The 13,009-nt window shown below is 61.9% G+C and carries 12 protein-coding genes; 7 read left to right on the top strand and 5 right to left on the bottom strand.

The window, feature by feature from the left end:
• The first annotated feature begins 14 nt into the window (after positions 1-14).
• Positions 15-998 carry an alpha/beta hydrolase gene (locus tag DBV08_RS05890; RefSeq protein WP_124566831.1) on the top strand — a complete coding sequence of 328 codons (984 nt, stop codon included), beginning with the start codon at positions 15-17 and terminating at the stop codon, positions 996-998.
• A gap of 13 nt (positions 999-1,011) precedes the next feature.
• On the opposite strand, the gene DBV08_RS05885 is transcribed toward DBV08_RS05890, so the two are convergent.
• A complete protein-coding gene (locus DBV08_RS05885; RefSeq protein ID WP_124566830.1) occupies positions 1,012-1,638 on the bottom strand; it encodes a TetR/AcrR family transcriptional regulator in 627 nt (208 codons plus the stop codon).
• Between the two features lie 211 nt (positions 1,639-1,849).
• On the opposite strand from DBV08_RS05885, the gene DBV08_RS05880 reads away from it, so the two are divergent.
• Genes DBV08_RS05880 through DBV08_RS05865 form a run of 4 tightly spaced genes read left to right on the top strand, consistent with a single transcriptional unit; the run spans position 1,850 to position 6,406 of the window.
• A complete protein-coding gene (locus DBV08_RS05880; RefSeq protein WP_124566829.1) occupies positions 1,850-2,641 on the top strand; it encodes a cyclase family protein in 792 nt (263 codons plus the stop codon).
• Between the two features lie 53 nt (positions 2,642-2,694).
• Positions 2,695-3,627, top strand: coding sequence for a fumarylacetoacetate hydrolase family protein (locus tag DBV08_RS05875; RefSeq protein ID WP_097388030.1), 933 nt, complete (start codon positions 2,695-2,697; stop codon positions 3,625-3,627).
• Positions 3,624-4,862: a thiolase family protein gene (locus tag DBV08_RS05870; RefSeq protein WP_124566828.1), complete on the top strand. Its 1,239-nt coding sequence runs from the start codon at positions 3,624-3,626 to the stop codon at positions 4,860-4,862. Before DBV08_RS05875 ends, DBV08_RS05870 begins: the two co-directional genes overlap by 4 nt.
• Complete coding sequence (locus DBV08_RS05865) at positions 4,859-6,406, top strand: AMP-binding protein (protein WP_124566827.1); 1,548 nt, start codon at positions 4,859-4,861, stop codon at positions 6,404-6,406. The genes DBV08_RS05870 and DBV08_RS05865 overlap by 4 nt, the downstream gene beginning before the upstream one ends.
• On the opposite strand, the gene DBV08_RS05860 is transcribed toward DBV08_RS05865, so the two are convergent.
• The 4 genes from DBV08_RS05860 to rfbA are packed head-to-tail and all read right to left on the bottom strand — an operon-like array spanning position 6,395 to position 9,915.
• Positions 6,395-7,255: a RimK family alpha-L-glutamate ligase gene (locus tag DBV08_RS05860; protein WP_124566826.1), complete on the bottom strand. Its 861-nt coding sequence runs from the start codon at positions 7,253-7,255 to the stop codon at positions 6,395-6,397. The genes DBV08_RS05865 and DBV08_RS05860 overlap by 12 nt on opposite strands.
• A gap of 34 nt (positions 7,256-7,289) precedes the next feature.
• A complete protein-coding gene (locus DBV08_RS05855; protein WP_124567030.1) occupies positions 7,290-8,381 on the bottom strand; it encodes a S1C family serine protease in 1,092 nt (363 codons plus the stop codon).
• Between the two features lie 51 nt (positions 8,382-8,432).
• On the bottom strand, positions 8,433-9,038 hold the full coding sequence (locus DBV08_RS05850) for a dTDP-4-dehydrorhamnose 3,5-epimerase family protein (RefSeq protein WP_124566825.1): 606 nt from the start codon (positions 9,036-9,038) through the stop codon (positions 8,433-8,435).
• 1 nt (position 9,039) lies between these two features.
• On the bottom strand, positions 9,040-9,915 hold the full coding sequence (gene rfbA, locus DBV08_RS05845; protein ID WP_031331137.1) for a glucose-1-phosphate thymidylyltransferase RfbA: 876 nt from the start codon (positions 9,913-9,915) through the stop codon (positions 9,040-9,042).
• 98 nt (positions 9,916-10,013) lie between these two features.
• Between rfbA and rfbB the strand changes: the two genes are divergently transcribed.
• Complete coding sequence (gene rfbB / locus DBV08_RS05840) at positions 10,014-11,018, top strand: dTDP-glucose 4,6-dehydratase (RefSeq protein ID WP_124566824.1); 1,005 nt, start codon at positions 10,014-10,016, stop codon at positions 11,016-11,018.
• A gap of 81 nt (positions 11,019-11,099) precedes the next feature.
• The gene (locus tag DBV08_RS05835; protein WP_095969510.1) at positions 11,100-13,001 is read left to right on the top strand and encodes a glycosyltransferase; all 1,902 of its coding nucleotides are present in this window, start codon (positions 11,100-11,102) and stop codon (positions 12,999-13,001) included.
• The last annotated feature ends 8 nt before the right edge of the window (positions 13,002-13,009 follow it).

Here is a 13,009-nt window from a genome sequence, read left to right as displayed (position 1 = left end):
TCTAATCTGGACAGATGTCTCTGTTGCCGACTGTCAGTCGTAGGACCGGAACTCGCTACGGCAGGCCGAGTATCGAATCGCAGGTCCTCTACAACGCGTGTCGATGGATGCTTCGGCCAGTGGTCGGGATCGCTCCACTGACGCCTGGCGCCATGCGCCGCGCCGCAGTGCTGGACTCGGCCGCAGGTGTACGCATTCCCTCCGGAATCGATCGGGAAGCGATTCGTTTTCCAGGTTTCGACGGTGAGCTCGTGCGGACGGCAGGCTCGACGGCTGATCTGCGCGACGGTGTAGTTCTCTACCTGCACGGCGGCGGGTTCATGTGTTGCGGGCTCAACACGCATCGACCGGTGGTTGCCGGCATCGCCAAGCGAACCGGCCTTCCGGTCCTGCACGTCGCGTATCGGCAGTTGCCGAGCACGAGCATCAGTGGGTCCGTCGACGACTGTCTGGGTGCATACCGGTGGCTCCTCGAACAGGGAGTACTGCCGGAAAAGGTTGTCTTCGTTGGTGATTCGGCCGGAGGTTTTCTGGTTTTCGCGACGGCGCTTGCAGCTGTTGCCGCCGGAATCGAGGTTCCCGCCGGGCTGGTCGGACTCTCGCCGCTCCTCGATCTCGATTGCACCACCAAATCGGTTCACGCCAATGCTCGACGCGACGTCATCGCCCCGGTGTCGGCATTGATAGCGATCGGAAAGCTTGGCGGACAGACGAACTCACCTGTCGACGGCGATCTGGCCGCGCTGCCACCGTCGTTGCTGATCGCCGCCGAATCCGAGGTTCTCAGAGTTGATTCGGAGGTGATGGCGCAGCGGCTCGCCGCCGCGGGGGTGCCGTGCTCGCTGCAGATCTGGAACGGTCAGGTTCACGCGTTTCCCGCCGTGTGGCCTGGCTTGCCGGAGAGCCGGGCTGCGTTACGCGACGTTGCCAGGTTCATTCGCACCAGGCTCGATGCGGTCCCACCCCAAACCGCGGGCGAAAGTTGTTCGGGAAGTTGAACTTCCGGTCCGCCTATGGATTCTCGTGTGCTGCCGGATTCTCGTGCCCTGACGTTGCGGTAGATGCCATCGCGCGGGCATAGATCGATTCGAGTTCGGTTACCGCCGAACGTCGATCGACGTTGTCGGGATCGAGGCGATGTTGGAGGTTGATCCCGAGAGTGCCGGCCAGAAGGGTGACGGCAACCAACTCCGGATTGGCGACCGGTGTGTCGATCGAACGCAGGTAGTCCGCGTACAGCGTTCGCATTGCGACGTACTGCTCTGCGTAGGTCTCGCGGATGGTGGACCCGGGAATCACGGCTTCGATCAGGATGGTCGAGAAAATTCGTGCCTCGGGGTACGACATCAACACGAAGTTGGCTTCGATCAATGCTTCGATTCCGGTCGCCGAGGATGATGCCAACTCTGCGCGCAACTTCTCCATGCCCCACCGGAATGCGTCTTCGACGACGGCTCGTAGAAGCCCGTCTTTCGATCCGAAGTGCCAGGCCACAGACCCTCGGCTGATGCCGGATCTTTCCGCCACGGCTTGTACGGACATGGCGGCCGACCCGCCTTCCGCAGCCAGTTCGGCCGCGGCCTTCACCAGTCGCCGTCTGGTTTCCTCGGAAATCTCCTGCTTGCGTGTCGACGCCATTCGGTGTTCCTGCCTTCTTTCGTTCTCGAGTGCAGCCAATTCCGGCACGCGGTGACGTCGACGTGCCCGTCGGGGCCGAGACCTGCGCACCGGCACTCATGCTACGAGGCCGGCCATCGGACGGCCGTATTCCTCTCTCGATACCCTCTTGCCTATGTTGATCGTCCAGTTCTATGCTGAGCGTCCAATAACTTAACGGAAATGGGCGGACATGGAACTCATCGATCTGACTAGAACTCTCGATCCGGCCGATCGGGAACTGCTCCCCGAGGGTTTGAAGGCACTGGCTTCCGTCGTTGCCCCCTCGGTGGCCTACTCGCACCCCGCAGGTGCCGGACGCGACGAGTTCGCGGCAGCACTGCAGTGCGGAGTTCATGATCTTCCGGACGGTGAGGGGTGGGGATCGGAGATGTTGAGTGAGTTCAACAGCCATCTGGGCACACACGTCGACGCGCCGTTGCACTACGGATCAACCTCAGAGGGTAAGCCTTCTCGCACGATCACAGACATCGCGTTGGATGAATTATTCTGCGAGACAGTGGTGCTCGACCTGCGCGGCCGGTGCGAGGCGAATCAGCCGATCTCGGTGGACGCGCTGAAAGCTGCCCTGGCGGAAAACGGTGCGTCCGTTCCACAGGGTGGTGCCGTGTTGCTCCGTACCGGACAAGAGAGCTTCACCTTGGCCGATCCAGGGTTCTTTCAGTATCCAGGGATGAGTCGCGAAGGCACGCTGTTTCTCGCCGAGCAAGGCGCGAAGGTGCTGGGCACCGACGCTGCCGGCTGGGACTTGAGCTTTGCAGTCATGGCGCAGAAATTTCGTGACACCGGCGACAACTCGGTTCTCTGGGACGGGCACCGGGCCGGACGCGAACGTGAAGTATTCATCGTTCAGCAGCTGTCGAACCTCGCCGCGCTTCCGCCCTCGGGATTTCACGTGGCGTTTTTCCCGATCAAGCTTGCGCGAGCCAGCGCTGCCCCGGCTCGTGTGGTCGCGTTCGTCTGAGCAGAATTCCCGCCTCAACTAACGAACAATTCAGTGAAAGGTATTGATTCACAGTGAAACTTGCGACCGTCGAATACGAAAAGACCCAGCAGACGGCTCTGGTGACGGGCAGCGGCGAGCAACTGTTGTTACTCGAGCGAGCTCATCATGATGTGACGGGAAAACCGGCTCCAGAACTGGAAACCATGCAAACCATCATCGAAGGTGGTCCGGCGGCACGGGAGATCCTGGATCGGCTTGCAGACGAGCAGCCGGCAAGTGCAATCGTCGACGCGGGTGATGTGCGCTGGATGTCGCCGCTTCCTCAGCCGGTCCAGATCCGAGACTTCGGCTGCTTCATGGATCACTTCCGCAACGCTCGCGCCCGAATTCAAGGGGTCGCACTCGAGGACGTCGAACTGCCGAAGATCCAGTTGGAGCGCCCGCTGTATTACATAGCGAACCGATTGGCGGTGACCGGACACGAATCTGACGTCGTGTGGCCCGAGTACTCGAGCCTGCGCGATTACGAACTCGAATTCGCCTGTGTGCTGGGGCGCGGTGGAACCGACATCTCACGCGCGGATGCCTCTGCGCATATCTTCGGTTACACCATCTTCAACGATTTCAGCGCCCGCGATACTCAGCTCGAGGAGATCTCCACCGGACTCGGTCTCAGTAAGAGCAAGGACTTTTCGAACGCGAATGTCCTCGGCCCCTGGATCGTGACGGCCGACGAAGTCGGTGATCCATACCAACTCGAGATGACCGCGAGAATCAACGGAGACGAGGTGAGCCGAGGAACCAGCGCCGACATGGACCATCGTTTCGAGGACGTGATTTCGTTCGCCTCGACTTCCACGCGGCTGTACCCGGGTGAAGTCTTCTGTTCCGGCACCGTGCCGAGTGGATGCGGCTTGGAACACGGGCGGTTCCTCGAACCGGGAGACGTAGTCGAACTCGAGGTCGCCGGCCTCGGGGTATTGAGGAATCGAGTAGTGGCGTGAGCGGCGAAGTCATGGTTCTCGGTGTCGGCGCGACTCCCTTCGGGCGGCACGCGGATACCTCGGCCTCGGAATTGGCGGGTCGTGCAGCGATCGACGCCGTCGAAGACGCGGGCCTGACCCGCGGTGACGTCGGTGCAGTCTTCTACGCGACCGTCAGTCAGAAGGCGATCGACCGGCAGCACATGATCCCAGGCCAGATTGCCTTGAGACCTTACGGTTTCGGTGGAGTCCCGGTCGTCAATGTCGAAAATGCCTGCGCCGGCGGGGCAACGGCACTCTGGCTGGCGATCGCCCACGTTCGCGCCGGTCTGTCCGAGGTCGCATTGGCGGTCGGGGTGGACAAGCTGGTGTGCTCGGATCCGGCTCGAAGTCTGGAGGTGTTCGACGGTGCGCTCGACGTTGCGCATCGCGACGAGACGCTCGCCGGCCTTGCCTCCCTCTCCGCTCCGGTGCCGGGTGAACTCGGATCGCAGGGTGAGCGTTCGGTGTTCATGGAGATCTACGCTTCTCTTGCTCGGGCGCACATGGAGAGATTCGGAACGACCGAGTTCGAACTCGCGTCCGTAGCAGCCAAAAATCATGCGCATTCCGTGCACAATCCGCGGTCGCACTTTCGCAAACCCTTCACTGTCGACGAGGTGCTTGCCGCGAGGCGAGTCGCGTGGCCTCTGACCGTTCCGATGTGCTCGCCCGTCAGTGACGGTGCAGCGGCGGTCGTTGTGACCACTGCAGACTTTGCGCGAAGGCATGATTCCTCTCGGCGGGCGGCGCGGGTACTCGGTTGCAGCTTGGTGTCAGGCACGGATCGGGCCGCAGATGACGTGGAGAGTCACATCGGTCGCCGAGCGGCAATGAGCGCATACGAGGAAGCCGGAGTCGGGCCAGGCGATGTGGATGTGGCAGAGGTCCACGACGCCACGGCCTTCGGTGAAGTACAGCAGGTCGAGAATTTGGGGTTCTGCCCGATCGGTGAGGGCGGCGCATGGTCGGCGTCCGGTGCGAGTTCATTGGGAGGCGTGCGTCCGGTCAATCCGTCAGGTGGGCTCGAATCCCGTGGTCATCCGGTCTCGGCAACGGGACTGGCGCAGGTCTTCGAACTTGTCACGCAGTTGCGTGGACAAGCAGCGCGGCGACAGGTTCCCGGGGCTCGAATCGCGGTCGCAGAGAACGGCGGAGGTCTTTACGGCATCGAGGAAGCCGTCGCCGCGGTCACGATCTTGGGAGGGCCACGATGAACGCGGACATGATGAACGATGAACCGATGGCGTCAGGCTTGCAGGAGCAAGCGGGATATGCGGATCTGATTCTGTCGGCGCTGCGACGCCGACCAGACCACATCGCGTTTCGATTCACGGATCGGAACGGTGATCGGGCCGAGCTGACATATCGGCAGACCGCGGAACAGATCGAGCGGATTGCAGGTGTCCTCGGTAGCCTCGCTCTGCCGGACGGAGGCGGGGTAGCCCTGCTTGCGGGTCCGTGTCCTGAAGCATTCACGGTCATGGCCGCGGCGTGTCTGGCGGGCGTGCGCTACACGGCACTCCATCCGCTCGCGACCGAAGAGAACGACAGGATGGTGCTGAAAGACAGTGGTACCGATCTCCTGTTGGTTGCCGACGGACAGTTCCAGGCGCGCGCCGAAGCGGCGCAGACTCGAGTGATGTCACTGTCAGCCCTCGAATCAGCGTGTGAATTGTCCACGGCGGGAAAAGGTTCAGGCTTCGGCGGTCAGGGTCGAGCTTTGTATCTCTTCTACACCGGTGGAACTACCGGTGAGCCGAAAGGCGTCATGCTCAGGGACCGATCCTTGGTCGCCAATGCCTGGGCCTGCACCACGTGGGAGTGGCCGGCTGATACCACCATGCTGCTCACTACGCCGATGTCTCACGCTGCCGGTCTGCTCGTCGCACCCGGTCTGCTGCGAGGTGCAAGCTTCGAGTTGCACAGGTCGTTCGACCCGGACAGGGTTGTCGACGCAATCGAAAATGGCGGAGTCACAGCTACATTCGTCGTTCCTACGATGCTCTACGCCTTGCTCGACCATCCACGTCTGTCGGATGCGAATCTGTCCGGGCTGAACTGGATGCTTTACGGTGCTGCACCCATCGACCCCACCAGGCTCGCGCAGGCAGGGGCGGTGTTCGGGCCGATCCTGAGCCAGCACTACGGTCAGGCCGAAGCCCCGAATGCGTTGACGGTGCTCGATACACGTGAGCACACGGACGATCCCGCAGTTCTGGGGAGTTGTGGGCGTGCGATGCCAGGTGTCGAAGTGGTGTTGTTCGACGAGCAGGGAAACGAGACCGCGACGGGTGTACCCGGCGAGCTTTGTGTGCGAGGTCCGCTCGTGATGGACGGCTATTGGAACAAACCTGAACAAACCGCTGCAGCGCTTGCGAATGGGTGGTTGCACACCGGCGACGTTGCTCGGATCGGCGAAACTGGGCTCATCTCGATCGTCGACCGCATCAAGGACACGATCATCAGCGGTGGATTCAACGTCTACCCGCGCGAAGTCGAGGACTCGCTCGGACGTCATCCCGCAGTGGCCGCCTGTGCAGTATTCGGTGTCCCCGATCCTCAATGGGGAGAAGCGGTTACCGCGGCAGTCGTACTGAAGACGGGATGGTCGGTCACGCCCGAGCAGCTCATCGCGCACGTCAGATCACACAAGGGCCCGATCTGGGCACCCAAGGAGATTTCAATTCTGGAAGCGTTGCCGCTCACTGCCTTGGGGAAGGTCGACAAGAAGGCACTCCGAGGAGCTTCACAGACCTAGTGACGAGACAACTGCACGTGCGAGGGCGTCGGCAGATCCGGGGGCGAAGGGCAGGAAGAGTTCGGGCTCGATCAATTCCACTTCCATGAGTAGTGGTTGATCCACCGGCCCCACGACGTCCACACGCGCATAAAGCAATTCGCCGGGACCGCAGGGGGCTGCGGCCAGCGCCGCGTCGGCCACCGCGAGTTCGGCGGTGGACGGTTCGTGGACGTGGTTGGTTCCGCCGTGGAACTCCTGCACACGGAAATCGTTGGTGGCCGGGATCTTCCGGACGGCATGGGAGTAACGCCCACCGAGGTGGATGATCGAGCGCTCACCGTCGACGACGTCCGAGATGAAGGGCTGAACCAATGCGTCGTTACCGCCGTCGAGGATCGAGGTGAGGTGAGCGCGGGCCTGCGCGGACCTCGCGGCAAACTTCCCCACTCCGACAGCGCCGGCTGACACCGCAGGCTTGACGATGACGTCGGCACTCTCGAACGAAGGGAGGGTGAGTGTTTCGCTCTTTCCGGGGGTGATCACCGCAGTGGGGACGATGGGGACGCCGGCCGCGGCAAGTTCAGTCAGGTATCCCTTGTGGGCGTTCCACTTCACGATCGAGAGCGGATTGGCGATCGGGGCGGTCAGCTGAGCGAGAACGGCAAGAAATTCGTCGAGGCGCTGGGTGTAGTCCCAGGTCGAACGGATCAGAACCAGGTCGGCGTCGATGTCGTGGAGGGACGGACTCGACCACGGCGCCATTGTCGACGCAATGCCGTAGGTGGTGAGAGCTTCCATGACGAGTTTGCTTTCGACATCCGCCTCGCGGGCGGCGCCGTCACAGGTGAGCAGGAGAACCGTGGTCATGCCACGATGCTTTCACGGCTGGCGCATTGTCCGACTAGCGAGGTGGCCCCTCGTCGAGGACCAGGGAACCGGTCCCGGGTTGCCCCGTTACATCCACCCACGTCACTGCGACGGTATCGCCGGGGCGGTGCGAGCTCATCGCCGCATTGAGATCGGCCGACGACGCGATCCGGCTGCCACCGAACTCCGTGATGACCGCACCTTTGGTGAGCCCCACCCGCTCGGCCGGCGAATCGAAGCTCACGGCAACAACTTCGGCGCCGGCCGGCATGTCTGCGTGGTCCTTCACCGCGACACCGAGCACGGGAGTCGGTCCCACGCGCACGGTTTCGGAGGAGCGGCCACCGAGTACCTGATCGACGATCGGTAGTGCCGTGTCGATCGGTATCGCGTAGGACTGAGGCGCCGGCGAGGTTTCGGTGCGGTCGGTGACGGCGTTGCCCGCGCTGCTGACGCCGATCAGTTCGCCCACGGCGTTGACCAGCGGGCCACCGGAATCGCCTGGCCGGATGTCCGCGTCCACCTCGATGAGGCCTTTCAACTGGTTTCGCGATCCGTCGGACGCGTTGCGGGTGTTGACGGTGACACCGAGGTTGGTGATGACGCCGGGAGCTGGGACGGGTACGCCGCCACCTTCGGCATTTCCGATTGCGGTGACGGCGTCCCCGCGAGCGGCTTCCGCGGACTTCCCGACCACTGCCACCGGCAGATCGGTGGCGCCTGCGAGGCGCAGGACGGCAAGGTCGCTGACGCTGTCGTACCCGAGGATCTCGGCGTCGTAGATCAGTCCGTTGGACATGCTGACGGCGGTGACGTCCGAGGCTCCGCTGATGACGTGGTGATTCGTGAGCACCACCCCGTCAGGGGAGAGCACGATCCCGGTCCCGGCAGTGGTGGTGAATCCGGCCGGCGCCGTGATGGTGACGATGGTGGGGACCACCCGGGCCGAGAGCTCCTCCGGAGTGAGTGGAACAACGGGCGCGGGTGGGGTGGTCGTGATGACCGTGACGGGGGCGGACTCGATCGTGCCTGGAGTCAGGGGCGGGGCGACCAGCGCGAGACCGCCGAGGCCGGCTGCGAGAACGACGGCCGTCCACAGGCCGCGTCTGCTCGCGCGTTTGGTCATCCAGCCGTCCGTCCCGCCGGTCGTCACCCCATCGAGTGTGAAAGGTGAAGATTACCGATTCGGCGATTCTTCGGCCACAAAACCGGGCAACAGACCGTCTGCGCGGAGCGTCGTCAGGGGCGGTGCAGCAGCGTCCTTTGCGGAGAGTTCGTAGGTCAGGGGGTTGCCCTGACGATCCGTCTTCGGCCAGTCGATCGCGAGTTCCGGATCGAAGGGATCGAGGTCGCGGTCCAGATGGGGGGAGTATTCGATGCTGCAGAGGTACATCACTGTCGATCCGTCTTCGAGTGAAAGGATCGCGTGGCCGAGGCCTTCCGCCAGGAATACTGCTCGTCGATCGACGTCGTCGATCACCACCGCATCCCACTCGCCGAAGGTCGGTGATCCGACGCGCAGGTCGACGACGACGTCGAGGAAGGCACCTTTGACGCAGGTGATGTACTTCGCCTGTCCGGGCGGATTGTCGGTGAAGTGGATCCCGCGGAGGCTGCCGGCTTCGGAAACCGAGCAGTTGGCCTGAGCGAGGTCGAGAGTGCGGCCGGTCGCGGCGGTGAAGGTGGAGCTTTTGAACCATTCGAGAAAGACGCCGCGATGGTCGCCGAACTGCTTCGGCGTGATCTCCCAGGCTCCGGCGATTTTCAGTGGACGAATTTCCACGTCACCATTCCTTGCCGTGCTCGAGCAGTTCGAGTAGATAGTTGCCGTAGCCGGATTTGCCCAATGCTTCTGCCTGAGTGCGTAATTGGTCGGAGTTGATGAATCCCTGACGCCACGCGACCTCTTCAGGTGAACCGATCTTGAGGCCTTGGCGGTGTTCGATGGTCCGCACGTAGTTCGCTGCCTCGAGCAGGGAATCGGGTGTGCCGGTGTCGAGCCACGCGGTTCCGCGGGGGAGGACGTCGACAGAAAGTTTGCCAGCTTCGAGATAGTGCTGATTGATGTCGCTGATTTCGTATTCACCACGCGCAGAGGGCTTCAGAGTGCGTGCGATGTCCACGACGTCACTGTCGTAGAAGTAGAGACCGGGGACGGCGTAATTGGATTTCGGTGACGTCGGTTTTTCTTCGATGGACACCGCCCGACCCGAGTCGTCGAATTCGACAACACCGTAGGCGGTCGGATTCGATACCCAGTAAGCGAACACGGCGCCACCGTCGATATCGGAGAAACGTCTGAGTTGGGTTCCGAGGCCGGGGCCGTAGAAGATGTTGTCGCCGAGGACGAGCGCCACGGACTCGGATCCGATGTGATCCGCGCCGAGAGTGAATGCCGTTGCAAGGCCATTGGGTTCGTGCTGGATCGCGTACGTGAGGTTCACGCCGAATTGTGAGCCGTCGCCGAGCACTCGACGGAATTGCTCCGCATCGTGCGGAGTCGTGATGATCAAGATGTCGCGAATATCGGCGAGCATGAGAGTGGAGAGCGGGTAGTAGATCATCGGCTTGTCGTAAACAGGCAAGAGTTGCTTGCTCACTCCGAGGGTGATCGGGTGCAACCGCGACCCGGTGCCACCGGCCAGAATGATTCCGCGCATGCGTGCAGTGTCCTGCACTCCTGCCTGCCGACGCAAACGGGACACTGCGAATTCGGCCGCTAAAGTGGGAGTTCGTTCGATGAGTCTGAGGAGATGAAGTGCGACTACTGGTCACCGGGGGTGCCGGCTTCATCGGTGCCAATTTCGTTCATCAGACGGTGTCGACTCGTCCCGACGTGGAAGTCACGGTTCTCGACGCTCTGACCTACGCCGGAAATCGCCAGTCCCTTGCGTCCGTCGAGGACCGGATCACGTTTGTTCACGGCAACGTCGCCGACGAGCCTCTGGTCGACGACCTTGTCTCGCGTTCCGACGCAGTCGTGCACTTTGCTGCCGAAAGCCACAACGACAATTCCCTCGCCGATCCGGAACCGTTCCTGCGGACCAACGTCATGGGGACGTTCTCGCTCTTGCAGGCAGTGCGTTCGCACGGGGTCCGCTATCACCACATTTCCACCGACGAGGTGTACGGCGACCTCGAACTGGATGATCCGACGAGGTTCACGGAGACGACACCGTACAACCCGTCGAGTCCGTACTCGGCGTCGAAGGCATCGAGTGATCTGTTCGTGCGCGCCTGGGTGCGGTCGTTCGGGATCGCGGCGACCATCTCCAACTGCTCCAACAATTACGGCCCCTATCAGCATGTGGAAAAGTTCATCCCGCGCCAGATCACGAACCTGATCGACGGGGTACGTCCTCGGTTGTACGGCGAGGGCCGCAACGTCCGCGACTGGATTCACGTCGAGGATCACAACCGTGCAGTCTGGGACGTCCTGGACCGAGGCAAGTCCGGCGAGACGTATCTGATCGGCGCCGACGGTGAAACCGACAACCGAACGGTGATCGCGGCCCTGCTCGAAATCTTCGGACGCAAGCCGGACGATTTCGACTTCGTCACCGACCGCCCCGGTCACGATCTGCGGTATGCGATCGATTCGACGCGACTGCAGCAGGAACTTGGGTGGAAGCCGCAGTACCGCGATTTCCGAAGCGGTCTGGAAGCCACCGTCGAGTGGTACCGCGACAACGAACAGTGGTGGCGTCCGCAGAAGGCCGGTGTCGAGGCAACGTATTCAGCCGGAGAATCCGTCGTCCGCTGAATCTCCGATCGCCGCGGTTGATACCCTCGAGCCCGATACGTGCTCAGATGTAGCTACATCAACAACGGTAGGGATCAGTAGATGAACGAGGCCTCCGCGGATACGCCGGTCGCAAATGACACGGCAGTGCTTGACGAGGTAATGGTCGAGCATCCACACGGGGATCGATTTCTGGTCCAGCGTGGCATCTTCCGATCGATGTCCCCCAAGGTGCCAGAGGCAATGTATGTGGTTACCAAGGGAGACGCGCTCGTCGGTCGGCATTCTCTGACATTGGGCGAAGCGGCGACCGCGAGCACCAACACGTATTTCGGACGATTTGCTGCCAGTTTCTGGCAGCGGTGGACGCGTGTGAGCTCGGTGCGGATTCAGCTGAGCTACGTCGGCGACGGCGGGCTCGACGTCAGCCTGCGTGCATCGGATGTGCGCGGACGCAAGCGGACGATTTCGCTTCACTCGGTCGCCGGATCGGGTGAACTCTCGATCGACGCGCCGCTCGCTCATTTCGTCGACGGCGGGGCAATGTGGTTGGAATTCGTCGCGACCAAAGGTTCAGTTGTGGTTTCCGGCGTGTCATGGACTGTCTCGGCCCCCGAGTTCATACGCCCGGCGGCTGTTGTCATCTGCACTTTCAATCGCGCCGACGACTGTGTCGAAACCGTCGCAACCATGGCGTCCGATACGGGTGCGATGACCGGAATCGACGCCGTCTGTGTGGTCGATCAGGGCACGGATCAGGTTCAATCCAGGGATCGTTTCAAGACTGTCGCGCATGATCTCGGCAAGAAGTTGATTTACCTGACGCAGCCGAATCTTGGCGGCGCGGGCGGATTCTCGCGTGGAATGCTCGAAATCACCTCCTCGTCAGGTTCTGAGCACGCCAACGTCATCCTCATGGACGACGACATTCTCTGTGAGCCCGAATCGGTGCTCAGGATGAATGCATTCGCAAACATGACGGTCGAGCCGGCAATCGTCGGGGCTCAGATGTTGTCACTGAACAATCCGACCATGTTGCATGTCAGTGCGGAGCGAGAGGTCCTCGACGAGCTCAAGGCCGGGGTCCTGACTCCTGGCGCGATGATGGGCGTCGACCTGTTGAAGAAGAAGCAGGAGATGCGCTTCGACGCCGGCTGGAATGGTTGGTGGACTTGCCTGTTGCCGGCAGAGATCATCTCCGAGCTGGGCTTGCCGATACCGCTTTTCTTCCAGTGGGATGACATCGAGTACGGAATCCGAGCGCGCTTCGCGGGCCACCCGACGATTACTCTGCCCAATGCCGGTGTCTGGCATGCGGATTTCCACCTGAAGGATTACGACGACTGGTCCCGGTACTTCAGCATTCGAAATGGGTTGATCGTTTCTTCGATCTACGGCCCGTTCGACGGTAAGGTGATCTCGAAGTTCTTGTTGCGCAAGATTACTCAGCTCATCGTAGGAATGCAGTACGGGTTGGCGGCAACATTCGTCAAGGCGGCTGAGGATTTCCTGCAGGGGCCTGACTTCCTTAACGACGGCGGGCAATCTGCTCTTGTCGACGTTCGCGCTCTACGTGATGAATACCCTGAGACGAAAATGCAGCCGGCCTCGGCGGTCGGTGCGGAGTCCGATCCACATACGCAGATGACGGTGTGGGAGTTCGAGCCCGACGAGAACCGCGAGGGTCTGGTGCTTCTCAAACGTGTAGTTCAACAGTGGACTGGGCGTGTCGACCGTCGACCGGTAACGGTTCCTGCGATCTTCGGCGACTGGTGGCATGTGTCGTTGTTCGAAAATGCGGCTGTCACGGACGCGTCGCAGAACGGCGTTCGCGTCCGTCGGCGCAACAAGAAGCAGGCTACCGAGTTGGCCAAGCGTGCGGCCAAAGTCTGTTGGGAGCTGCGCAAGCGCGCGCCTGAGATGAAGAAGGCGTATTCGGACGCCATGCCGCGCCTCACGAGCGCCGAGAACTGGACACGTCTGTACGGAAACAAGATCGGATAGCTTGTGGC

The sequence above is a fragment of the Rhodococcus sp. KBW08 genome (genome assembly GCF_003852455.1).
Classification (GTDB): Bacteria; Actinomycetota; Actinomycetes; order Mycobacteriales; family Mycobacteriaceae; genus Rhodococcus_F; species Rhodococcus_F baikonurensis.
This window is presented reverse-complemented; position numbering and strand designations above follow the sequence as displayed.